General features: G+C 39.2%; 25 protein-coding genes. 21 read left to right on the forward strand and 4 right to left on the reverse strand.

Going from position 1 to position 24,525, the window contains the following annotated elements; translation table 11 throughout:
* Positions 1–99: 99 nt before the first annotated feature.
* Positions 100–972 carry a CPBP family glutamic-type intramembrane protease gene (locus ACQKN3_RS02445; RefSeq protein ID WP_427709112.1) on the forward strand — a complete coding sequence of 291 codons (873 nt, stop codon included), beginning with the start codon at positions 100–102 and terminating at the stop codon, positions 970–972.
* A gap of 82 nt (positions 973–1,054) precedes the next feature.
* On the opposite strand, the gene ACQKN3_RS02450 is transcribed toward ACQKN3_RS02445, so the two are convergent.
* The 3 genes from ACQKN3_RS02450 to ACQKN3_RS02460 all read right to left on the reverse strand — a co-directional run bounded on the left by ACQKN3_RS02450 (position 1,055) and on the right by ACQKN3_RS02460 (position 5,620).
* Entirely contained in the window at positions 1,055–2,851 is a 1,797-nt protein-coding gene (locus ACQKN3_RS02450; RefSeq protein ID WP_427709114.1) for an ABC transporter ATP-binding protein, read from the reverse strand.
* Positions 2,851–4,566: an ABC transporter ATP-binding protein gene (locus ACQKN3_RS02455; RefSeq protein ID WP_427709116.1), complete on the reverse strand. Its 1,716-nt coding sequence runs from the start codon at positions 4,564–4,566 to the stop codon at positions 2,851–2,853. Before ACQKN3_RS02455 ends, ACQKN3_RS02450 begins: the two co-directional genes overlap by 1 nt.
* Positions 4,567–4,732: 166 nt before the next feature.
* A complete protein-coding gene (locus tag ACQKN3_RS02460; protein ID WP_427711568.1) occupies positions 4,733–5,620 on the reverse strand; it encodes a DUF1385 domain-containing protein in 888 nt (295 codons plus the stop codon).
* Between the two features lie 229 nt (positions 5,621–5,849).
* On the opposite strand from ACQKN3_RS02460, the gene ACQKN3_RS02465 reads away from it, so the two are divergent.
* The 17 genes from ACQKN3_RS02465 (at position 5,850) to ACQKN3_RS02545 (ending at position 20,604) form a co-directional block, all read left to right on the forward strand.
* Positions 5,850–6,257, forward strand: a complete 408-nt coding sequence (locus ACQKN3_RS02465; RefSeq protein ID WP_427709118.1) for a DNA helicase — start codon at positions 5,850–5,852, stop codon at positions 6,255–6,257.
* Between the two features lie 245 nt (positions 6,258–6,502).
* Positions 6,503–7,561: a M24 family metallopeptidase gene (locus tag ACQKN3_RS02470; protein WP_427709120.1), complete on the forward strand. Its 1,059-nt coding sequence runs from the start codon at positions 6,503–6,505 to the stop codon at positions 7,559–7,561.
* A gap of 17 nt (positions 7,562–7,578) precedes the next feature.
* The gene (gene efp, locus ACQKN3_RS02475; protein ID WP_008404273.1) at positions 7,579–8,136 is read left to right on the forward strand and encodes an elongation factor P; all 558 of its coding nucleotides are present in this window, start codon (positions 7,579–7,581) and stop codon (positions 8,134–8,136) included.
* A gap of 159 nt (positions 8,137–8,295) precedes the next feature.
* Positions 8,296–9,300: an NAD(P)H-dependent flavin oxidoreductase gene (locus tag ACQKN3_RS02480; protein WP_427709123.1), complete on the forward strand. Its 1,005-nt coding sequence runs from the start codon at positions 8,296–8,298 to the stop codon at positions 9,298–9,300.
* A gap of 105 nt (positions 9,301–9,405) precedes the next feature.
* Positions 9,406–9,612, forward strand: coding sequence for a stage III sporulation protein AC (locus ACQKN3_RS02485; protein ID WP_251687019.1), 207 nt, complete (start codon positions 9,406–9,408; stop codon positions 9,610–9,612).
* 4 nt (positions 9,613–9,616) lie between these two features.
* Positions 9,617–9,994 carry a pyruvate formate-lyase gene (locus tag ACQKN3_RS02490; protein WP_251687022.1) on the forward strand — a complete coding sequence of 126 codons (378 nt, stop codon included), beginning with the start codon at positions 9,617–9,619 and terminating at the stop codon, positions 9,992–9,994.
* Positions 9,994–10,905 (forward strand): stage III sporulation protein AE, encoded by a 912-nt coding sequence (locus tag ACQKN3_RS02495; RefSeq protein ID WP_251687024.1) that lies wholly within the window; start codon positions 9,994–9,996, stop codon positions 10,903–10,905. Before ACQKN3_RS02490 ends, ACQKN3_RS02495 begins: the two co-directional genes overlap by 1 nt.
* Positions 10,902–11,036 (forward strand): hypothetical protein, encoded by a 135-nt coding sequence (locus ACQKN3_RS02500; RefSeq protein WP_285848697.1) that lies wholly within the window; start codon positions 10,902–10,904, stop codon positions 11,034–11,036. The genes ACQKN3_RS02495 and ACQKN3_RS02500 overlap by 4 nt, the downstream gene beginning before the upstream one ends.
* A 66-nt stretch (positions 11,037–11,102) precedes the next feature.
* Positions 11,103–11,480, forward strand: coding sequence for a hypothetical protein (locus tag ACQKN3_RS02505; protein ID WP_251687026.1), 378 nt, complete (start codon positions 11,103–11,105; stop codon positions 11,478–11,480).
* Positions 11,477–12,010 (forward strand): SpoIIIAH-like family protein, encoded by a 534-nt coding sequence (locus tag ACQKN3_RS02510; protein WP_251687028.1) that lies wholly within the window; start codon positions 11,477–11,479, stop codon positions 12,008–12,010. The genes ACQKN3_RS02505 and ACQKN3_RS02510 overlap by 4 nt, the downstream gene beginning before the upstream one ends.
* Positions 12,011–12,203: 193 nt before the next feature.
* Positions 12,204–12,707, forward strand: coding sequence for an acetyl-CoA carboxylase biotin carboxyl carrier protein (accB, locus tag ACQKN3_RS02515; protein ID WP_251687030.1), 504 nt, complete (start codon positions 12,204–12,206; stop codon positions 12,705–12,707).
* 15 nt (positions 12,708–12,722) lie between these two features.
* On the forward strand, positions 12,723–14,087 hold the full coding sequence (accC, locus tag ACQKN3_RS02520; protein ID WP_251687032.1) for an acetyl-CoA carboxylase biotin carboxylase subunit: 1,365 nt from the start codon (positions 12,723–12,725) through the stop codon (positions 14,085–14,087).
* A gap of 256 nt (positions 14,088–14,343) precedes the next feature.
* Positions 14,344–15,870: an SH3 domain-containing protein gene (locus ACQKN3_RS02525; protein WP_427709127.1), complete on the forward strand. Its 1,527-nt coding sequence runs from the start codon at positions 14,344–14,346 to the stop codon at positions 15,868–15,870.
* A 310-nt stretch (positions 15,871–16,180) separates the two neighbouring features.
* Complete coding sequence (locus ACQKN3_RS02530) at positions 16,181–17,482, forward strand: NCS2 family permease (RefSeq protein ID WP_079527624.1); 1,302 nt, start codon at positions 16,181–16,183, stop codon at positions 17,480–17,482.
* Positions 17,483–17,693: 211 nt separating this feature from the next.
* Positions 17,694–18,461, forward strand: coding sequence for a polysaccharide deacetylase family protein (locus ACQKN3_RS02535; protein WP_251687036.1), 768 nt, complete (start codon positions 17,694–17,696; stop codon positions 18,459–18,461).
* Positions 18,461–19,462, forward strand: a complete 1,002-nt coding sequence (locus ACQKN3_RS02540) for a M23 family metallopeptidase (RefSeq protein WP_427709130.1) — start codon at positions 18,461–18,463, stop codon at positions 19,460–19,462. The genes ACQKN3_RS02535 and ACQKN3_RS02540 overlap by 1 nt, the downstream gene beginning before the upstream one ends.
* 146 nt (positions 19,463–19,608) lie before the next feature.
* The gene (locus ACQKN3_RS02545; RefSeq protein WP_427709132.1) at positions 19,609–20,604 is read left to right on the forward strand and encodes a VanW family protein; all 996 of its coding nucleotides are present in this window, start codon (positions 19,609–19,611) and stop codon (positions 20,602–20,604) included.
* A gap of 35 nt (positions 20,605–20,639) precedes the next feature.
* Here ACQKN3_RS02545 and ACQKN3_RS02550 read toward each other — a convergent pair whose 3' ends face one another.
* Positions 20,640–20,984: a DUF4440 domain-containing protein gene (locus ACQKN3_RS02550; RefSeq protein WP_427709134.1), complete on the reverse strand. Its 345-nt coding sequence runs from the start codon at positions 20,982–20,984 to the stop codon at positions 20,640–20,642.
* Positions 20,985–21,099: 115 nt separating this feature from the next.
* On the opposite strand from ACQKN3_RS02550, the gene ACQKN3_RS02555 reads away from it, so the two are divergent.
* From ACQKN3_RS02555 to ACQKN3_RS02565, 3 genes are all read left to right on the forward strand, one after another.
* Complete coding sequence (locus ACQKN3_RS02555; protein ID WP_427709136.1) at positions 21,100–22,161, forward strand: mechanosensitive ion channel family protein; 1,062 nt, start codon at positions 21,100–21,102, stop codon at positions 22,159–22,161.
* A 144-nt stretch (positions 22,162–22,305) separates the two neighbouring features.
* Positions 22,306–22,710, forward strand: a complete 405-nt coding sequence (locus tag ACQKN3_RS02560) for an Asp23/Gls24 family envelope stress response protein (RefSeq protein WP_008404246.1) — start codon at positions 22,306–22,308, stop codon at positions 22,708–22,710.
* A 173-nt stretch (positions 22,711–22,883) separates the two neighbouring features.
* Complete coding sequence (locus ACQKN3_RS02565; protein WP_427709139.1) at positions 22,884–24,524, forward strand: glycerol-3-phosphate dehydrogenase/oxidase; 1,641 nt, start codon at positions 22,884–22,886, stop codon at positions 24,522–24,524.
* The last annotated feature ends 1 nt before the right edge of the window (position 24,525 follow it).

The following is a 24,525-nucleotide window of genomic DNA, read 5'->3' on the forward strand; positions in this document are numbered from 1 at the left end:
GGAGAAATGTTATTCGTTGAAAAATGATCGAAAAGGGGTAGCGATGCTTGGGATAAAACTTCCATTTCATGTTACTCTATTTACAGGAGGTGTAAAATAATGGATTATATTGAATTGAAAAACTTCAAGCTGCGCTATTTTATACTGTTTGCGATTGGTATATTCATAGCAAGTTTTATCTTGTTATTTGTAACCGATATCCCAGCCAGTGAAGAGTGGATTACATTTTTTGTTTCGGTCAGCTGTTTAATGTATTTGATGTATCAAACAAAAAAATGGAATTTCACATACAATGAACAGCCGATTCATACTACAATGACAAAAGGGCGCTGGGCAAAGTATTTATCGATTACAGCATGCTTCCAACTGATCACTGTTGTGTTTACAGCGATTTTGTTAACGATTGTATATCTTGTTTTTGAAGAGCATATACGGGAACTGTTTTCATTCTTTCCGATGATGGATTTGGAAGAAGTGCGTCCATCGCTACTCGTATACGTCCTGTTTTTTATTAATATTTGCGTTCTCGCACCGATTTATGAGGAAATGTTATTCAGAGGGATCTTGCTTCGTCGATTCACATTGAGATGGAGCCCGCAAAAGAGTATTATTATTTCTTCTATTATATTTGGCATTATCCACCTCAACCCGATCAATATTGTATTTGCTTTTGCATTAGGCTGTGTGCTTGGCTATACTTACCTTAAAACTAAAAATATCGTGATACCAATGTTATTACATAGTTTTAATAATTTCCTGGCATATATCCAGTTTGTTTATACAAATCAAACGACAGAAATGGATTTACCGACAACAGAAGCTGCCCGACAAGGATTGTTAATAAATGTGGCGTTCTTTTTCATATTGACGGCTGTAATTATTTTCTTGCTCGTCAAATACTATAAAAACTTCCGTCAGTTAAAAAATCCAGCGCCGAAGCCTGAGGAACAAACGGATATCGAAACGGTTTAGCTAGTAATATACAAAATAAAATCGCTCATTTTGCTGAATAAGGCAAAATGGGCGATTTATTATTTTCTCACTTTATTTAATATTACACGTTAAGCATTTGACCGAACACGCCTTGGTTTTCAATTAGTTGTTGGCGTTTTCCTTGTTCGATGATTTTTCCTTGATTTAAGACGATGACATAGTCGACTTTGCGAATTGTGTTCAGGCGGTGGGCGATGATGAAGCTCGTACGGTCCTCCATCAGCTTCTCGAGTGCTTCCTGAATATGCAGCTCCGTCACAGTGTCGATACTGCTTGTCGCTTCATCCAATAATAAAATTTTCGGATCTGCCACAAACGCACGGGCAATCGATAACAGCTGTTTTTGTCCTTGAGAGATCTGGCTGCCGTCCGCACTTAAAATCGTATCGTATTTTTCCGGCAGCTTATCGATAAAGGTATGGGCATTCGCTTTTTTCGCAGCCTCATAAATTTCCTCATCTGTTGCATCAAGCTTTCCGTAGCGGATATTTTCTTTAATCGACATTTCAAAGAGGAACGGATCCTGTAGGACGAATGCCATTTGACTGCGCAAACTCGCTTTTGAAATTTCTTCTATTTCCATATCGTCAAATACAATCTTCCCGTCCGTTTTCTCATAAAGTCCGGTCAACAGCTGCATAATCGTTGTTTTCCCGGCACCAGTTTGACCGATCAGTGCAACCGACTGCCCCGATTTCACCTCAAAGGATACATTTGAGAGGGTAGGGGAGGAAGCTTGTGCATCATACTGGAACGAAACATTTTGGAAACGCACATTCCCGAGCAGTTCCACATTTTCCCCTTCAATTTCATCCTCATTTTCATCCATGATCAAGAAAACACGTTCCGCTCCGGCCAATGCTGAAAGGACGGTGTTGAACTGGTTGGCCAAATCATTTAAAGGACGGGTAAACTGTCGGGCATATTCCGTGAAAATAATAATAGTACCGATTGAGATATGACCGTAATAGGCAAATAAACCACCGGCTAATGCCACGATCGCAAAGCTTAAACTGTTTAATGTGTTCATCACTTTCGGAATGAACCCGGAATACGTTAATGCCCAAAAACCAACTGTGCGGATGCGTGTATTTTTCTCGTCAAATTGACGCAGCATTTCCGTTTCCTGTGAAAAGGCTTTAACGACATGCTGACCGGTAATGGATTCTTCGATTAATCCGTTCATTTCCCCGATTGCTGCCTGCTGCTGTTTAAATAGCAGACTTGTGCGTTTAGTAATCCAGCGCATCCCGTAGAACATAAGAGGTACGATCAGCATTGTGATCAGTGTCAATAAGGGACTGAGCCAAAGCATAACGGCAACCGTACCTGTTAATGTCAAAATACTTGATACAACCTGGATAAAGGCACTGTTTAATGTCGAGCTGATTGTTTCAATATCGTTCGTCGCACGGCTCATTAATTCCCCGTGTTTTCGTTTATCGAAAAAGCGAAGAGGGAGCTTGAAAAAGTGACCATATAGCTGTGTACGAATTCGAAATACAGTTTGCTGGGCGATGCCGACCATCCAATAGTTTTGGAAATAGCTCGCCAAACTATAAAGTAAATATACGACCGCTAGCCCGTATAGCCAATAGGAAAGCTGGCTAAGTGAACTGCCATCAATAAACTGGTCGATCAGTCGTCCGATGATGAATGGTCCGATCAACGCGAACGCTGAACTTAACACGACAAGCAGCAGAACGATAAACAGGAGCATTTTCTGTTCGGCTACAAAATCGAAAATACGCTTCAATGTATACGTCCAGTTTTGGGCACGTTCACCTTTTTTCTTCTTGCCGCTTGCATTTTTGATTTGTTCTTTTGTAATGATCGGTTCATAGTTAAAAAACTTCATTAGGCAAGCACCTCCTGCTGTGAAGCTACAATTTTCGCGTAAAGACCGTTCGTTGCCATTAATTGTTCATGTGTGCCAAACCCATGTAGCCGGCCTTCTTCAATAAGCAGTATACGATCGGCCGTTTGTGCTGTCTGGATTTTTTGGGTTACAACGAGCATTGTGATAGCCTCCTGATCGAGTGCCTCCCATAATTTCTGCTCTGTCGCGACATCGAGCGCTGAAGTACTGTCATCTAATATCAATAATGATGCCGGTTTTAACAGGGCACGGGCAATCGCTAGACGCTGTTTTTGACCACCGGATAAGTTAATACCACGCTGTCCAATCATCGTCTCATACTGTTCATCAAAGCTTTCGATTGAGTGATGAATTTGCGCTTTTTTCGTCGCGTCAATAATTTGCTCAATTGTCGCATCATTTTGCCCCCAGCGTAAATTGTCCACAATTGTACCTGAAAACAGAAGGGATTGCTGCGGGACATAGGAAATTGAGCGGCGTAACTGCTGCAGCGGGATATCCTTTATATTTTGATCATTAATAAAAATGTCACCACTATTCGGTTCGTAAAAATGCTCAACCAATTGTAAAATAGTCGATTTTCCAGAGCCGGTTGCCCCCATTATGGCTATTTTTTCACCGCTTTCAATAGAAAATGACAAGTTTTGAAGCGTATACTGCTCCGTTGTTGGATAATGGAATGAGACATTGTCAAAACGAATCGAGAAATTTTCAAGGACTGGAGCTTTATCTTTCTGTACTTCTTCGACACCTTCCTCGACATTTAAAATCTCTTCGATACGCTCAGCAGACGCTTTGGCGCGGGCATAAGCAATAATGATAAATGAAAAAATAGAAAATGATGCTGTCATACGGAATGCATAGTTAATAATAGCGGCCAAGTCACCGGCAAGAATATCATTGTCACGGATCGCATCTGCACCAACCCAAATGACAATAAGCAAACTAATATTCATAACAAACTGAAGAACAGGCAATGCAATTTCCATAACACGAGTCGCTTTGATCGTATCGAACTTCAAATTTTCTGCAACGGATAAAAAGCGGCTTTCTTCATACTGACCACGCATATATGCTTTAATCAATCGGACAGCCTGCAATCCTTCCTGAAGCTGGCGGTTCACAAAATCAAGACGTTGCTGTACTTGTGCGAACAGCTTGATTCCGACTGATACCATCCATACAAGGAAGATAAGCAGAAACGGAAAACTGACACATAAAATGAGCGCAAGTTTCGCATTGATGACAAATGCCATTATAAGCGAACCAACAGTCATTAGAGGTGCTTTCATCGCAATCCTCAGCATCATAAAGACGATGTTCATCGTTTGTGTAACATCGCTTGTCAGGCGCGTAATAAGCCCGGAAGTAGGGAATGTCAGGTAGGTCGCCATCGTCAGTGATTGTATTTTACTGTACAAGGCTTTGCGTAAATCAAAACCGAAACTATGGGCGACATGCGCAGAGAAGAAGGAGTTGAGTACTCCGCTTATGAAAGAGAATAGGGCTAAAACAAATAAACAGCCACCCCAAAATGCGACATTATGTAAATTTTCTTCAAGAAGGCCTTCATTAATCATTCTCGCCATGAACAGCGGCTGGATCAGATCGCTCGCAAGTTCCAATAGCATGAGAAAAAAGGCGATTGCTGCTGGCCATTTATAGCGCCTCATAAATTGAAAAATCGTTTTCATTTGTTAACTCCTTATAATGAATTCACTGAATTTTAACTCTATTATGCCATTTCATCTATTGGAACTCAATGAAAATATTTCGAGACTCTAAATATATTAAAGCCATTAAAAAAGGGGAGTTATCGCAAAAGTGAATTTCCTTTTACATAACTCCCCGAGTTTTCAATTAATCATGTACTAATGTTTGGGCAACGGACGGATTTTTCTCGACTTCATGCAGCTTGTTGAAAGATGCGATTGCTACTTCCACCATTTCGTCTTTCGGCTCTTTTGTTGTTAACAGTTGCAGCCATAATCCAGGATAGCCCAAGTAACGTAAAACCGGAATTTCACGAACGGCATTTGTCGCCTGTAATACTTCAAAAGAAATACCGATGACAACCGGGATTAGTAAAATACGGCTTACAAGACGAACCCAAAGCGGATCAACAGGTACGAAGAAATATGTAAACATACCTACAATTACGGTAAATAAAATAAAGCTTGAACCGCAACGATAATGAAGTCGTGATTGTTTTTGAACGTTTTCGACCGTTAAGTCAAGACCTGCTTCATAGCAGTTAATTACTTTATGCTCGGCACCATGGTACTGGAAAACACGTTTAATCAACGGCGTCATCGAAATGATTTGCAAATAGGCAAGAAGCAAAACTAATTTAAAGCCGGTTTCGATAAAAATTTGAACCATTTTGCCTGGGAACCAAGGTTTTAAAAATTCTGCCAAAAACATCGGCACTAATGTGAAGACAAATTTACCGAATAAAAATGAGAGCACACCAATAACGGCTACTCCTAAAATCATCATTAACTTCGATGGCTCTTCACCACTGTTTTCCTCTTCTTCGCCTGGTGTAACATCATAGCGGTCAGAAGCAAATTGCAAATGGCGCGACCCAAATCCTGCCGATTCGATTAATGCGACAACCCCGCGTACGAACGGAATTTTCTTCAGCTTTTGAAAAATAGGCTTTTTCTCTTTTTTTACATGGAAATAATCGATGGAATCGTCATTCCGACGGATTGCCGTTACCATATGATCTTGACCAGTGAACATAACACCTTCTAAAAGCGCTTGCCCACCATATACTGGCGCATTATTACTCACTTGCTCGACACCACTCTCTTATAAAATTTCAATCTATTTTTAGTCGGGAGAATGGAATCTATCCATCTCTTTTCTTTGTTATACCCTCATATTGTACTAAATTTTGGAGAAAAGCACTATCCATTCGAATAGTTTTTTTACATTCGGTCATACTGAGTCAAAAAAAGGAGTTTTTGTCATGCATTTGTTTGTCACGGCATTATTTACATCATTTATTGTGACAGTAAGCTTAAAAGGCTTGCACTTATTTGATTTTATTAAATGGCATCCGGTTTCATTTTTAAAAAAATTGGAATGGTTCGAATGGACGGCTTTCGAGCGTTGGGTCATTTTATTTTTAATTATAGCCATTGTTGCTTTTATATTGTTGGTTGTAACACAGCTGCTCGTTATGGTACCGCCTTTTTTACTTTCACTTATTTTAGGAATTGTCATTGCAGCAATACTGGAGTGGCAAATCTTAAATCTACCTATTGAATGGTCATCATTCAAAAAATTCTCGATTCCATTTTTCATTGTAGTTGTGACTTCGATGCGATTAATCGTAGAAACGGCCAGATACCGTACAATCACATTATTTCGTTAGTCGAAAGTATTGATGTCTGAAAAGTCTGTGATAAAATAGGGACAGTATAAAAAAGAAGCGTTCACAATGAAGCTGCTTGTATTCAGGTCCCTTTTAAAGTGTATTTTCAGGGGCTTAAAGACATAGGAGTATTGCATCGCGTGACGCCAAAGTTTCTGTGAATGAAGGCAGGACAAATTTGCAGATCCGGCAATTTAATTGCCAGCTGCAAGTTTTTACAACAAACAAAAGGGGAATGAAAACAGATGAAACTTACTAAACTACGTCAAGCACTAATCGAGAACAATGTCGAAGCAATACTCATTACGAATGAATACAACCGCCGTTATATGACAGGCTTCACTGGTACGTCTGGTGTAGCAGTCGTTTCACAGCAAGATGCTGTATTTATCACAGATTTCCGCTATACAGAACAAGCATCAGAGCAAGTAAAGGAATTCCGTGTAGTTCAGCATAGCGGACCGATCCATGAAGAAGTGGCAAAACAAGTGACGGCAATGGGTGTAAAATCATTGGCATTCGAAAAAGATGCCATGCAGTATGGTACATATGAAGTATACAATTCGGCAGTGAATGTTGATTTCGTGCCAGTTTCAGGTTTAATTGAAAAAATTCGCTTGATTAAGACTGAAGAAGAGATTAATATTATTAAGGTTGCATGTGAAATTGCAGACAATGCATTTACACATATTTTAAATTTCATCAAGCCTGGCATTACAGAGCTTGACGTATCGAATGAATTAGAATTTTTCATGCGTAAACAAGGTGCTACAAGTTCTTCGTTTGATATTATTGTTGCAAGCGGATTACGTTCTGCATTGCCGCACGGTGTTGCGACAAACAAAATTATTGAAACAGGCGATTTTGTAACACTTGATTTTGGTGCTTACTATAATGGATACATTTCGGACATTACACGTACAATCGCTGTTGGCCAACCATCAGATAAGTTGGTAGAAATGTACAATGCTGTGCTCGAGTCTCAGCTTCTTGCGCTTGAAAAAGTTGGTCCGGGTATGACAGGGATCGAAGCGGACGCTGTAGCACGAGATTATTTAAAATCAAAAGGCTTAGGTGAAGCGTTCGGTCACTCGACTGGTCACGGTATCGGCCTTGAAGTGCATGAAGGACCTGGGTTATCATTCCGTTCCAATACAGTGCTGGAGCCTAATATGGTTGTAACAATTGAACCGGGAGTATACATTCCTGGAATTGGTGGCGTTCGAATTGAGGACGATATTTTAATCACAAATACGGGTAATGAAGTACTAACACATTCGACTAAAGAATTAATCATTTTATAATTTGGAGGAAATAATTCATGATCTCAGTAAACGATTTCCGTACAGGTTTAACAATTATCGTTGACGGTAACTTATTCCGCGTACTAGAATTCCAACACGTAAAACCAGGTAAAGGTGCTGCATTCGTACGTTCTAAATTACGTAACCTACGTAATGGCAACGTAACAGAAAAAACTTTCCGTGCTGGTGAAAAAGTAGAAAAAGCAATGATCGAAAACCGCAAAATGCAATATTTATATGCACAGGGTGATGAGCACGTATTCATGGACTTAGAGTCATATGACCAAACAACATTAGCTGCTGCTCAAATCGAAGACGAACTTTACTACTTATTAGAGAACATGGAAGTTCATATCCAAACATATTCAGGTGAAATGTTAGGTCTTGAATTACCAAATACAGTAACTTTAGAAGTTGCTGAAACTGAGCCTGGTATTAAAGGCGATACAGCTTCAGGCGGTTCAAAACCAGCTAAAATGGAAACTGGATTAATGGTAAACGTACCATTCTTCGTTAACCAAGGCGACAAATTAATCATCAACACAACTGAAGGTACTTACGTTTCACGCGCATAATTGCACTAAAACAAAAGAGAAAAAAAGGCAGGGGTATTGTAGGAATACAATATTTCTGTCTTTTTTGTTGTGCTGCTTTAGAAAAGCAATGAAAAATATCCCAAATTATAGCTTGCTAATGGAAGGGTAGGTATAATCAAAGAAAGGAGTGGATTGTTTTTGATGGAAAAATTACCGATTGATAAACCGATTGTACAGGCACCAATGGCAGGCATTACAACCCCTGAATTTGTAGCGGCATGCTGTGAGGCAGGTGTATTAGGTTCAATTGGCGCAGGGTATTTGAACGGCGCAGAAACGAAGCAATTTATACAGGGAGTAAAAGCATTAACTGCAAAACCTTTTAGTGTGAATCTGTTTGTACCGGAACAGCCGAAAACAGATCCCGAATTACTACAATATGCACGAGAGGCATTACAGCCCATCTATGAGGAGTTGAACATCGATATTCCGGCAGCTATTCCAACAACCGACGTTTTTCAAGACCAAGTACAGGCAATTCTTGAAGAAGATGTAATGATCGTCTCCTTTACATTTGGTTTACCCGATGGCGGAACTGTATCAACACTTAAACAAAAGGGCGTATACTTGATCGGCACAGCAACTTCAGTGGAAGAAGCGATTGCAGTCGAACAGGCTGGACTGGATGCAGTCGTTGTCCAAGGAAAAGAAGCCGGCGGACACCGGGGGTCATTTATAGAACCAATGGCACTTCATTCAACGGCTGATCTGCTGAAAGCCGCAAAAGAAAATGTTTCAATCCCTGTCATTGCAGCAGGCGGAATTATGACTAAGCCACAAGTTACTGACATGCTTGCGTTAGGGGCATCATATGTGCAAATCGGTACCGCGTTATTGACAGCTGCAGAATGTGAGGCTCCAAAACTACATAAAGAGGCAATTTTAAATTCCGGAGAACAAGCGACGACATTGACAAAAGCATTTACCGGCAAATATGCGCGCGGTTTGAGAAATAAATTTACCGAGCAATTAAAAGAAGCGACTACTGCTCCATATCCGATCCAGCATTATTTGACACAGCCGATCCGAAAAGAAAGTGCCCGCCAAAACAACCGTGAATATATGTCTCTTTGGATGGGAGAAAATAGTTATTTGGCTAAAGAAGCATCCGTTAAAGAGATTATCGAAACTCTCTTACCGTAAAAAATTTTGCACTGACGACAAAGGATAAAAACTTTCTCGTTAGTGTTTTTTTGTGCTTATTTGTTTGGATATTGCATATAGTTTCGTTAAGGAAGGAGGGCTTTATTGGAATTACAAGATGTGCTTCGTGTTGCAGGGATTGGGTTGATTATTGCACTTCTTCATTTATTCTTCGAGCATTTAGGAAAAAAAGAGTTTTCGTTTTTCTTGTTTTTCATTGCGTACCTATATATGACGATGGAATTAATTCGATTTTTGCGCTTGTTCTTTCAAGAAATTGTCGTATTTTTTCAATGGTTGACGGCAGTCTAGCTAAATGATTGCGCTATTTGCAAGTGTCATTTATTTAGTTCTGTTTTTAATTTTGAAACAGACGATGGACAAGCTGCATTCAATCATTGTCGTCATCGCTTTCTTTATTTTTTTCCAATTTGTTGTCCGAGAGCAACTCATCCCGCTTTGGCAGCGACTCGCAGTTATTTTCAATAATGTTCCATACAGTAAGGGACTGCTTTTCACGGCATTACTCTTTTTGCTGAATGAATTAATCTGTCAGCTATTAGATCAATTTGAATATGAAGCTTTTGCGACATTAGTTACGTTGTCCATTCGCATGACCGCAGTGTTATATTGGATCAATCTGCTACAACCGAAATTTCAGCTATTAATCCAATTATTAGAAAGGCTACAGTAATGCAGACAATTTATTCGATTTTTACAGAACCTATTCAATCTTTATTGTTTTCCTTGCTGCTTGTAGCGATTTATATTTTGATGTATTTACTGCTACTTGCTTTAGTACCGAATGAAACCGTGTTGATTGAACAGTTATTTATTATTTTGTTTATCGTAGTATTTGCGCAAAATGTCGTTGATGCCTTTGTTGTGTTGTATGAGCTCATTGCCATACTTCAAAATTTCTTTATGGCTATTTTGCCGATTATGTCATTTATGCTGTTGACGATTCAAACCGTGTTTACGGCGATTGCGTGGAACCCGATTATCATCCTATTTGTCCAAGTTATTTTATTTGTCAGTACAAAAGTAACAATACCTGCTCTTGTCCTCGCACTAGTATTTGATGTATGCACAAAAATATATCCGGCCATTTCCTTTTCAAAAGCTGCAGATTTAATACGTTCCTCCATATTAAGCGTCATGATTGCGTCGGTCGTAGCATTGACTTCAATTTTGACGCTTTCCGGTATCGCCTTTATTCAGCTGAATGATGCATTAAAATCTCCTATCAAAAAATTAATCGAGCAAAATATTCCGCTAATCGGCAGCTTGATTGTTGAAGGACTGTCTTTTTTCCAAAAAACCCAGTCAACCGTATCAACCTTTGTCGGACTGTCCTTTTTAACAATTATTTGGGGTGCGGCTTTTTATCCGGCGACGGTGCTTTTGCTGCATGCACTGCTGTTTAAAATTATTGGTGCCATTATTGAACCGTTTACAAATATGCGTATGAGCGGTCTGTTTGATGATGTTGGAAAGACGATGTTTGTATTATGTGCAGTTGCATTTTTGCTTGGCTTCGCAATTATGTTTATCGTACTGTTATTTATTTTCTTTATGCAGATGTCCATGGGGGGAAAAACGTGATCCAATTATTTCTTTTTATTTTACTGGGCAGCAGTCTTCTCATCTTTGCCGATGAGCGGCAATGGCAAGTATATGTAAAGCTCGCACTGTATTTATTCGTCGCAAGCACAATTCTTTCATTCTTTGCATAACCGGTTTGTTTCGTTCATACATTATGTTGAAATCTAGTAGAGAAGGGGGCGTATACGCTTAATAATGTGGAAAAGAAACAAGCGAATCGTCCTATCTTATTAATTGTCATTGCCGTAGTATTCATTATCTTTTTATTCATGTTTCTATCACCATCGGAGAAAGGAGAAAGTTATAAGTCGAATGAGGAACAGCTTGCAAAATTATTAAGTGAAATTCAGTCAGTCGGACAAGTTCAGGTTTATTTTCACTATGATCAACAAAGTGAACAGCAATTTTTGTCTGTCTCACAACAGAAAAAGCTATCCGGTGTCATCATCGTGGCACAAGGAGCGAATAGCACCGACGTGAAAACCATGCTAAAGGAAACAGTCGGGCATGTTCTGCAAATTCCGTCGCATCGTATTCAAGTAGTGCCAATGCAAATTAAGGGGGAAAACAAGTGAAAGTGAAAAAGCGAACAGTATGGTTCTTAACAGTAGTAAGTTTAGCTGCGGTAATTTCTGTATTCTATATTTTTGAAGACAATACGCCGAATATTTTAACGATCTTCTCTGATGAAACGATTGATGAAACAGATATTTTAGGGGTTAATCAAAACTTGACACAACCAGTGAACTCAGAAAGCAACTTATTCCAAGAAGTACGTTTAGAGTTAGCAAACAAACGCAGCCAACAAAAAGAACAGCTGACACAAAAGATTGCTGCTGATGAATTTACAGCAGAAGAAAAGAATGAGGCATTCAATGAAATGGATGAACTGATCAAATTAGAATCATCGGAAGCGATGCTGGAAATGCTTATTAAATCAATCGGCTATTCAGATGCCCTTGTCCGTATTGAAGGAGATAAAGTTGCTGTACGAGTTATGTCAGATGAAGTATCCGAGAAATTGGCAGATGAAATTTTATACGTTGTGCGCTCTGAATTTAAGGATTATGTAAATGTTAGCGTAGAATTCGAACCTTTTAATTAAAAGGACGTCATATTATAGTAAAGCAGTAAATGTGTTATATAGCAGTTGCAAATATTTTTCTTTGTCTTAATATACGATTGTTCTGCTTTATGCCTATTTTTGAGCTATTTAAAATTATTTGTTTCAAAATAGTCCGAAAAATTATAAAATAGGGTTTGTATTGTTATTACTTTTTTTAAAGGGAGAGTTAAAGATGTTCAAAGTTCAAGAAATCCGAGAAATTATTAAATTAGTAGATGCTTCATCAATCGACGAGTTTGTATATGAAGCGGACGGCGCAAAGGTTAAACTAAAGAAAAACAACGGTGTTACAGAAGTAGCGGCTCCTAAAAAAGTACAAGAAGCAGCACCGGTTGCAGCAGCAGTTGCAGCACCTGCTCCAGTACAAGTGGAAGCGGCACCAGCACCAGCTCCTAAAGCAGAAGCACCAGCAACACCAGTAGAAAACACGGCTGATTTACATAAAATCACGTCTCCAATGGTTGGAACATTCTATCAGTCTCCAAACCCGGAATCACCAGCATATGTAAAAGTAGGCGACAAAGTAGGCGACGAGTCAATCGTATGTATCGTAGAAGCAATGAAATTATTCAACGAAATCGAAGCTGAAATTAAAGGTGAAATCGTAGAAATCTTAGTTCAAGATGGCCAATTAGTAGAATATGGTCAACCATTATTTTTAGTAAAAGCTGAATAAGGAGCGTATATACCAATGAAAAAAGTATTAATCGCAAACCGAGGCGAAATTGCAGTACGTATTATTCGTGCATGTAAAGAGCTAGGTATTCAAACGGTCGCAGTATATTCTGAAGCAGATGCGGATGCATTGCATGTAAAGCTTGCGGATGAAGCATATTGTATCGGACCAAAGTTATCGAAAGATTCGTATTTAAGTTTCCCAGCAGTTTTAGGGGTAGCACAAAAAACAGGTGCTGACGGAATCCACCCAGGTTATGGTTTCTTGGCGGAAAACGCAGCATTTGCTGAAGCTTGTGAAAACGCGGGTATTAAATTTATCGGTCCTTCTTCGGATGCGATTAAAATCATGGGGATTAAAGACGTTGCACGTGACACAATGGAAGCGGCAAACGTTCCGTTAGTTCCTGGTACAGGCATTGTGCCAAGTATCGAAACAGGTAAAGAATGGGCTGCAAAAATCGGTTACCCAGTCATCATTAAAGCAACTGCTGGTGGTGGCGGTAAAGGGATCCGTGTTGCACGCACAGAAGAAGATCTTGTAAAAGGAATCGAAATTACTCAAAAAGAAGCAGCGGCTGCATTCGGCAACCCTGGTGTATATTTAGAGAAATTCATCGAGTATTTCCGTCACTGCGAGATCCAAGTATTAGCGGACAGCCACGGTAATGTTGTACACCTTGGCGAACGTGACTGTACGGTTCAACGCCGTATGCAAAAGCTTGTAGAAGAAGCGCCATCTCCGGCACTATCTGAAGAGCGCCGTGCAGAAATGGGCGAAGCGGCTGTTAAAGCAGCATTAGCTTGTAACTATGAAGGTGCTGGTACTATCGAGTTCATCTACGATTACCAGGAAGATCGTTTCTACTTCATGGAAATGAACACACGTATTCAAGTTGAGCACCCTGTAACAGAAATGATCACAGGTGTTGACTTAGTACAACAACAATTAAAAATCGCTTCTGGTCAAGAACTGCCGTTCAAGCAAGAAGACATCAAAATTAACGGCTGGGCAATTGAATGCCGTATTAACGCCGAAAATGCATACAAAAACTTCATGCCTTCAGCAGGTACTGTAGATACGTATGTAGTACCAGGCGGATATGGTGTGCGTATCGATTCTGCAGTTTATGCAGGTTATACGATCCCACCATACTACGATTCAATGGTCGCAAAATTGATCGTTCATGCTGACACTCGTGAAGAAGCAATCGCGAAAATGAACCGCGCGTTATCGGAATTTGAAGTAGCTGGACCTGGAATTAACACTACAATTCCATTCCACCAAGCTTTAATGAACAACGACGTATTCAAATCAGCGAAATTCAACACGAAGTTCCTGGAAGAGAATGATATTTTAGATGTGAAAGCAAAGGCTTAATCGGCTTTTACTCACGATTTAACCCTCTAATTTTAAATTAGAGGGTTTTTTATATTTTTTTGAAACTATTTTACAGTTTTACCGTCTGTAGGTGGGATAGCTATTAAAAGACTAAGGGAGGAGGCAAAGAGGCAAATAGCTGTTCAGGGATTATAGTAACCGGAATGTTACCCCTATCTGAAAAGTTTGGTATATGTTAACATATATCTGAATCTTTTAATTTTAGAAAATATAAAAGGAAGTGTAATAAGTACATATGAAAAAAATATTCAAACCATTGTTAGGCGCAATTGCCATTGGTGCGATCACTCTATCTATTAATAATGATAACAACGTATTCGCGAAAGATATAGCAACTGCATGTGACTATGATACGGCATCAAATGTAAACCCGGATTACGCCACTACGAACTGCTTATTAACTGAAACAGCACTGAATTATAATGTCCCGCCTGAAATTGTTAAGGCAATAGCGGAAGGTGAAAGTGGAAATTGGCGTCATTTCGATAACAACGGCAAAACAATTGTAACTGCTGATAATGGAATTGGCTTAATGCAAATTACAAACCAGGTAGGCTACAATGAAGAAAGATTGAAAAGCGACCTTGTTTATAATATTGAATCGGGTGTGAAAATTCTTGATAAAATGTTTGATCGATCGGATTTACCTAAAATCAATGGTGGTGACAGAGACGACCTGGAATCTTGGTACTTCGCGATCATGGCTTATAATGGTACGAAGCCAGTAAATAGCCCGATTGAGCAATCAACTGGTGAAAGAAATGTAAAAGCATATCAGGAAAAGATTCTTGGGTTTGTTGAGAAGTATGAATTAATCGACTTACAAGAGCTGCCTTTTACAAGCGATACTTTCCAATATGACTCTAACAGTAGAGATAATATTAAGTTTTTAGAGATGAACTATAACTTTGATTTACCTTTAACAAAATCAAAGTATTCTTTTGAAAAAAGTCAAAAAGTAAGTGCTACAGCAAATCCTGCATTTAGATCTAGACCTACAACGGGAGATGATTCTAAAAAAGGTACTTTAACTAAAGGCGAAGTGGTTACCATTACTGGTCCATTTGTTTACGATGAGGTAGCAACGAAGAAAAACCATTTTGTCTGGTATCCGGTGAAAAGAAGTGACGGGTCAGAAGGGTATGTAGCATCAAGTTATTTAGATTATGTAGAATCGACATCGACACCTGTAACTCCTGTTGAGCCTAAACCGGACTACTCGTCTTATATCAAACAGTATGCTGATTTCAGTACTACAGCTTGGTGGAAAGATGACATGATCTGGGCAATCGATAGAGGTTACATTCAAGGTGACAGCACAATTCGAAACGCAAAAACAAATAAGTTAGAAACACATTTACTACCGAACAAACAATTAACAGAAGCGCACTTCCTGACAATCTTCTTCCGTTATGCTGAAAAAGATGCATTAGCTAATGTAAAGAGCACATCATCTTGGGGTAATAGTAATGTATACAACTTGGCGAAAAAGTATAATATGCCTGTAGTGGCAAGCGAAAAAACGAAAGCCTCAAGAGCCCTAGCGGAGCAAGGCATCAAACGCGGGAAACTGGCACAGTTGATGGTTTCTTACTACTATGGGAAAGCAGTAAGTGAAGACACAGCGATTCAATTTTTTATCAAGAATGGGCTTACTACACAACCATCAATCAAAGAATTCAAGCCTAACGATATTTTAACTCGTGCGCATATATCTGCATTTATCCAGCGATATGAATCATTTGTAGAAAAGCAAAAATAATGAATATCGGAAACGGTTGCGTCCTCAGCAACCGTTTTTCTTATTTTATAGCTGTAAAATATCATAATTTGGGTAAAGTATGATAGAAGAAATGAGCAGATTTCAGCAGAAGGATAAAGGAAATTTTTCTCGTTATTTAAAGGAAGAAAAAACTCAAAGAGAGAGCTAAAAGAACAACAAAATAAATTTCTGAAAATAACCAATTTTCCCTATTTAAAAAAATGCTCAGAATGGATTGCATTTTACTATAGAAACGAATATTATATATAAGTTCTTAAAAATTGTTCGTGTTTTGAAAAGAGGATTGCAAATGTTTCAGTTAAAAGAAAATGGGACAACAGTTAAGCGTGAATTATTTGCGGGATTAACGACATTTTTAACGATGGCATATGTCATCATTGTTAACCCGATTATTTTATCAGGTGCTGGAGTTCCGGTCGATCAAGTATTTATGGCTACAATTATCGCAGCAGTTATCGGAACTGGCTGGATGGCGCTTTGTGCGAACTATCCGATTGCCGTTGCTCCGGGTATGGGATTAAACGCATATTTTACTTATACTGTTGTATTAGCTTCAAATGGAGAGATTACGTATACTACTGCCTTTTCAGCAGTATTTGTTGCAGGTATTATATTTATTATTATTAGTTTAACGCCATTCCGCGAAAAGCTCATTACAGCCATTCCGGAAAACCTGAAATTGGCGATTACTGCGGGGATCGGATTATTTATCGCGTTCATCGGGCTGCGTATGTCCGGTATTGTCGTAGCTGATGAATCGAATTTAGTTAAGTTTGGTAATATTTCAGAGCCGGCACCATTATTGACGTTTATCGGGTTGTTCATTACAGTCGCGTTAATGGCACGTAAAGTGAACGGTGCAATTTTTATCGGGATGATCGTGACTGCAATTATTGCGATGTTCACAGGACAGCTTACAATCGATAAAGTAGTGGCGCTTCCGCATTTACCGGAAGGATTGATCGTATTCAATCCAATAACTGCGATTTCTGAAGTGATTGAATACGGTCTTTACGGTGTGATTTTTTCATTCATTTTAGTTACTTTATTTGATACAACTGGGACGTTAATCGGTGTATCAAAGCAGGCAGGATTATTGAAGGACGGAAAACTGCCGCGTGCACGTAAAGCACTTGTTTCCGATTCACTTGCAACAACTGCTGGTGCGATGTTCGGGACAAGCCCATCAACAGCATATTTGGAATCAGGTTCTGGTGTTGCAGTTGGCGGCCGTACAGGTTTAACTGCATTAACTGTTGCCGTACTGTTCATCATTGCTTCATTTTTCGGACCGCTTGTCGGTTCATTGTCAGGTGTTGCTGCTATTACTTCACCTGCATTAATTATCGTTGGTAGTTTAATGATCGGTGTCGTAAAAAATATGAATTGGGATGAAATTGAAGAATCGTTCCCGGCATTTTTAGTTATTTTATCAATGCCACTTACATCAAGTATTTCTACAGGGATTGCACTCGGTTTTATCAGCTATCCGTTAATTATGCTTGTAAAAGGGCGTGGGCGTGAAGTACATCCGCTCGTATATATTTTTGCCGTTCTGTTTATTTTACAGTTAATCTATTTACCACATTAATAAAAGTGCTGCTTCTTACTGAAGCGGCACTTTTTTTGATTAATGACTTCCTATTGTACATAAAAAGGATTATCTAGTTATAAAAGTGGCGCGTCAGGCTCTGTTTTTATTTTAAAAACACAAATGGTTTATTTTCACTTTAAATTGAATACATCTTTTTAGCTTTTCTTTAAATACTAATGCAGAGGAAATCAATTAAGGATGTGATTAAATGCAAAGAAAAAAATGGAAAAGAATTGCTTTTATTTTATTTTTAGTCCTTTTATTTATATTTGCAGCTATGTATGTTTTCAATAGTCTTGGTGAAGCAAAAGGACGGGACTATTATGAAGAAACAGGACAGATTATTTGGGATATTGAAACGGATGAAAAGGTAGTGGCCCTGACATTTGATGATGGGCCGCATCCGAAATATACCGGTCAAATACTCGATTTACTTGAACAATATGAGGCGAAGGGAACGTTTTTTATCGTGGGGCAATTGGCTGAAAAAAGCCCCGAACTCGTTTTGCGGATGCATGAAAGTGGACATGAGATCGCCAATCATACGTACACACATCCTTTTACAAAATCAGTTTCACCCATTATAGAAGAGGTTAATCAAACATCCGATACAATTTTCAGCATAACAGGGGTGAAACCAAATTTATTCCGGCCGGTTGAAGGTTATTATACAGATGAACTCGTTAAAGAATCCGTCAAAAATGGCTATAAGATTGTTATGTGGTCATGGCATCAGGATACAGAAGACTGGAAAGATCCAGGTGTAAATAAAATAGTAAATACGGTATTGAACGGTCTTGGAAATGGAAATGTTGTTTTGTTCCATGATGGAGGAGGCAATCGTGAACAGACGGTTCAAGCGTTGGAGAAAATTTTGCCTGAACTAAAAAAACAAGGCTACCGATTTATCACAATTTCACAAATGATCCGATTACAAAATGATACGAAACAACATATCGTAGAGGAGGGAAAATGATGAAATACCGTATTGCATTGATGATGTCGGCCATTTTTATCTTAGGATTTATGCCGGTTGCCGATGCTTCTTCTGAAGAGGACACCACCTTGACAAAAGAACAGCTAATGCAAAAAAGGATGGACTACTATATTCAGAATGAAAATATATTATTGCCCTGGTATTATTTAGCTGCCGTCGATCAGTTTGAACGTAATATTCAGGAAGTGCGAAAGGATATACCAAAACGGGAAAGTGTCATTGCCATTCAATTTTCGGATGAATTTTGGTCCGGTATTTTAAATCCGGCGGGCGATGATACATCCCCGGTCTCAATTGCTTATTTTCATGGAAGTGGTATGGATGGAAATGGAGATGGGGTGGCAGACCGATCCGATGATAGGGATGTGTTGTTTACATTAGCGAAATATTTAAGACAGTATGGCTATGGTGAGGATAATTTTAAGTTGGCATTATGGGACTATTATAAAAATGAACTCTCAGTGAATCAAATACTTGTTATTGCAAAATTATATGAGAAATTCGGAACAATCAATTTAGATAATCATACATTTCCGCTAGCAACTTATGCCGATTACAGCTATAGAGGGACATGGGGAGCGAATCGCGGATGGGGTGGCCGAAGAATTCATGAAGGAACAGACATTTTTGCTCCGTACAACACACCGGTCTATTCAACGTCATACGGTGTAATTGAAGTCATGGGCTGGAATCAGTTTGGTGGCTGGCGTGTCGGTATTCGTGATAACCATAACTCGTATCATTATTATGCACACCTCGCTTATTTCCAAAAAGGACTCAAAGAAGGCGATATTGTCGAGGCAGGACAAATTATCGGCTATGTTGGAAGCACAGGATACGGAAAAGAAGGAACAGCTGGAAAATTCCCTCCACATCTCCATTATGGAATTTATAAATTTAATGGTCGTACAGAGTGGGCATTTGATCCATATCCAGCCTTGGCAAGATGGGAAAAAGAAGCAAAGCAAAGAAAACAATAAGGATGGATTCCATTCTCGCTGTCTATAAAAGTGACGGTATCCCATATTCAATATACATGGACGTTTAGTGGCATTGCTTCTGTTAACAGAAGTTGAATTTCTGAATAAGCTATGAGATCTTTGCTTTTATAGATAGGGGAAATAAAATGAAAAAAAACTTCATTTATTTAGTACTAATCGGTCTTTGTTTACTTACAGGGTGTGAAAAAGCGTCGTATTCTGGTGATTCCGTAACCGGTGAAGAACAGCAAATTGAAGCTTCAACTACCGCACCGTTGCCTGAAAGTGAAGCGATTGTCGGAGAATATCCGCTTATCTATCCAGCTGTCATTACATTGATCGATCCGAGAACAATGGAAATCGTGAAGTCGTTCACACCACAATTATTAGGTTACGGTACGGATGGCGAACTGTACAAAGCTAACGTAAAAAAAATAGCGAGAGATTTAGCCGGAGGGACTAAAGAAAGGACCGGCTATGATCAGATAATGGTGCTTCATAAAGTCGGGGAGAACGGGGACGTTATTGTTGAAGGAAATCCAGGTATCGTATTAAAAGAAAGTGAATTGGTCGACAAAATATTAACAGCTTCACCAAAAGGAGATCATATTTTTTTACCGCTGTATATATTGGAAACTGATCTGGATATAGACATTCCTTCCTTAGATGATGTGACCGTTGCATCGTTTACGACTTATTTTAATGGGGCACAAAGCGGAAGAAGTGAAAATATCGAGCTTTCCTCAAATGCCATCCATAATATATTAGTTGGGGATGGAGATTATTTTTCCTTTAACACAATGGTTGGAGAGCGAACGATGGAAAAAGGTTATCAACCGGCACCTGAAATTATTAATAAGGAGCTTGTAATGGGGATTGGTGGTGGAATTTGCCAAACGTCCTCTACATTATTTAATGCCGTCGACCAGTTAGGAATTCGCATTACAGAAAGGCATCACCATTCATTGAATATCGGTTATGTCCCGACAGGCAGGGATGCGACAGTTTCTTACGGATCGCTCGATTTCAAGTTTCAAAATACGAGCGGGGCTCCGTTTTTAATTAAATCGTATTACAGTAAGGGTGCTCTGACAATCGCTATCACAACATCGCATCAATATAAAGAAATATTAAAAAAGTAATGAAATGCTGCTCTTTACACATAAGGGCGGTTTTTTTATTTTATTGGTGTGCCTTGGTGAAAGAACATCCTCCATGTCCCGTTTTCATTGCGCCAAAGGGAACTGCGGTTTTGACTGTTGCCATTCGTGCGATTTGTAGTAACGAATCGGGTTTGCACAAGCTGCTCTGCAATGGGAATTGCCTGGAAATTCGTAACTGTAAATAAACATTCTTCAATACCTTGATCTGTTAATTCATTCAGTAGGAAAGGTTTCTCCATAATGCCTCCGGATGATCCGTATTCTATAAAATCCTCACTCAAAAGGCTGATAAAGTCCTCCTTTTTGTAATACATAAGTTGTTGTTCTAAAAGCAGAAATTGATTGTTAAGTTCAGTCATAAATAACCCTCCATTCGAATTGACTATCAGTGGAACGATTTTCGATGTAAATCGTTTCTTTACATGGTATGATTTTGTCTTGTAGTTGTAAAGAAGGTTTAAGAAGGTGATTGTTATGTGGGAATCGATAAAATGGTTAATTCCGTCTGTTACCGCACCGACTGTAGCAGATGGTCTGGCGGCTGCTGCAATAATTGTCGTTGGTTTACTCGGCATTCGATTCATGATCCGGCCGCTGCTATTCAAAATCGCGGATTTGTTCAATAAAAAAAATCATCCGGTTTTGGGTGACATTACTAAAAGTGTATATCCATCAATACGTAATGCCATTATTTTCAGCCTGATTGTGATGGCCGCATCCCTATTAGTGGAAGTATGGCTATTTGATAATGCGAAACTCGGTATTTATATCGATTCAGTGTATGTATTTTTTGCGTTTAAAGCGCTGTATGATGTACTCGGTTTTTATTTAAAAAATCCGCACCGGTTTGAAACAGGGAAAGATCAGGATATTTTAACACCGTTTTTTTTAAGGATGAGTAAAGTTGCGGTTATGGTAATTGCCATGTTTACAATTGCGTCACTGTGGAACTTTAATTTAAACGGGTTTTTAACTGCGATTGGATTAACTGGTGTTGCGCTTGCATTTGGTATTCGTGACACGCTCGCACATATATTCGGCGGGATGAGTGTTGCTTTGGATAAACCATTCCAGATCGGGGATTGGGTTATGTCGAGTGACGAAAAAATCGACGGGACGATACAGGATATTAATTTGCGCAGTACGGTCATTCAAACATCTGATAAAGGGACTGTATATGTACCAAACTCGTATTTGGTCAATCGACCGATTTACAATTTGTCGAATCGGACAGAAAGAAAAGTGGAGCATTTCCTGCATATTTCTAATGAAAATAATGAGGGAAGTATTGTGAAATTTATGGAATCGGTACGTGAGCAAATTTCATTACATCCCAAAATCTCGAAAAAAATCATTCATGTGGCGATGGATGAGCTGATGCCGACAAGTTGTCGTATTCTCATCCGATACTTTGTCGAGACGAATGATACCGGTATTATGCTTCAAGTGCGTCAGGAAATATTATTTGTAGCAAAACATTACTGTGAAGTGTATGACATTAAATTAGTTGATCCGAATGACGGACAGTATGCATAGAATAATGGATAACCAGTGCCAAATTTAGAAAATGTGGCGTAACGGTTCTACATCCAGTCTATAATTGTAGTATACTGAACATAAGGATTTAAAGTAACAAGCGTTAGAAATCCATTAGTTTACATAAGAGAGGATGTATCGCAAATGGCTGAGAAACAACAAGTAGCATTCGTACAACCAACACCGGTTGGTAAAGAAGAATTAGGGAAGATTGAAGTCGCGCCAGAAGTAATTGAAGTTATCGCAGGTATCGCTGCAACAGAAGTGGAAGGAATCGCAGCAACACGCGGAAATTTCGCATCAGGTGTTGCCGAGCGTTTCGGTAAAAAAGTCCATTCGAAAGGCATCAAGTCAGCGATGTCTGAAGAAGGCAATATTGTCATTGATGTATTCTGCACTGTAAAATATGGTTATGCCATTCCTAAAGTGGCGAAAGAAGTGCAAACAACGATTCGACAAGCCATTTTAAATATGACAGCCATCGAAACAAGCGAAGTGAACATCCACATTACAGGGATCCAGTTCGAAACTTCAAAAGACGCAGAATAATCGTATAAACATGAACCGAGCTCAATTAAATTGAGGCTCGGTTTTTTTTCGTCTCCTAAAGAGCTAAGGCTTTAATTTAAAATGTTTTTTCATATTTTTGTGAATTTTAGGATATGAACAAGGTGAAAATAGGGTATAGATTTAAAGCTTCATTTGGTAAGGAGGAAAACGGTATGGGAAACTTTTCTGCAAATGCAAGAGAGCGACTGAAAAAAACATTTATAGAAGACACCTTTGATCTATTTGTTATTGGTGGGGGTATTACAGGTGCAGGGATTGCACTTGATGCAGCAACACGAGGGCTGAAAGTAGGGTTGGCAGAAATGCAGGACTTTGCGGAAGGAACGAGTAGCCGATCGACAAAACTTGTGCACGGCGGCCTGCGATACTTAAAACAATTCGAAATAAAAGAGGTTGCCGAGCTTGGTCGAGAGCGGGCAATTGTTTATGAAAACGGACCACATGTAACAACACCTGTATGGATGTTGCTTCCCTTCCATAAAGGAGGGACATTTGGTTCGTTTTCGACAGCGCTTGGATTGAAAGTATACGACATTTTAGCGAATGTCAAAAAGGATGAACGACGTTTTATGCTTTCTGCAGATGAAACGATTGCCCGTGAACCACTTATTAAAAAGGACGGTCTACTCGGTGGCGGCGTTTATGTCGAATATCGTACAGACGATGCGCGACTGACAATTGAAGTAATGAAGGCAGCTGTTGCCAACGGGGCAATCGCAATGAATCACTTGAAAGTTGTCGGTATTGAAGCAAATAACGTGGCCTTTTCTAAAGTGACAGTGGAAGATCAACTCACTGGCGAACAATATGAAATTCGAGCAAAGAAAGTCGTCAATGCGGCAGGTCCATGGGTTGATGATGTACGAAAATTAGATGGAGAACTTAATAATAAACATCTTATTTTATCAAAAGGTGTGCATCTCGTTTTCGACGAGGATGATTTCCCGCTGCAGCAGGCGATCTATTTTGATACCGAAAAAGATGGACGTATGATTTTTGCGATTCCGCGGGATGGCAAAGCATATGTAGGAACAACAGATACATTTTATGAAGGGGATCCTGCAGACCTAAAAGTAACAAAAGAGGATCGACAATATATTATGGATGCGATTCATTATATGTTCCCTCAACTGCAGCTGAAAGAAGATAAAATCGAATCGGCATGGGCTGGGGTAAGACCGCTTATCCACGAAGAAGGTAAGGGACCGTCGGAAATTTCACGTAAAGATGAAATTTGGCAATCGGAAAGTGGACTGATAACGATTGCAGGAGGAAAGCTGACAGGCTATCGTAAAATGGCGGAAAAAATTGTCGATCTTGTCGTAAAACAATTAAACGACGAATATCAGATGATATACGGCAAATCCATTACAAAAAATCTTCCTATTTCGGGCGGGGAAACGAGCGGCTCGAAATTTTTTGAATCGTTTGTTGAAAAACGGACGGAGAAAGGTCAGGACCTTGGGTTAACGGAAGAGAAGAGCCGTTATTTAGCAAAATTCTACGGTACTAATGTTGACAAAGTATTCGATTATATTAAACAGGCAAAAGGGAACTTACCGCCGATCGTTTACGGTCAGCTGTACTATGCGATAAACGAGGAAAGTGCATGTACTCCGTCCGACTTTTTCGTACGTCGTACCGGTGCACTACTATTTAATATCCACCTAGTGAAACAATATAAACAGCTTGTTATTGATGAAATGAGCGACTACCTAAACTGGACAGCAGAAGAAAAGCAGCAGCATACAGACCAACTAGAACAGGAACTATTAGACGTAACAATGAATTAGT

Origin of the sequence: Solibacillus sp. NPDC093137 (assembly GCF_050280445.1) — a bacterium.
Taxonomy (GTDB): Bacteria; Bacillota; Bacilli; order Bacillales_A; family Planococcaceae; genus Solibacillus; species Solibacillus isronensis_B.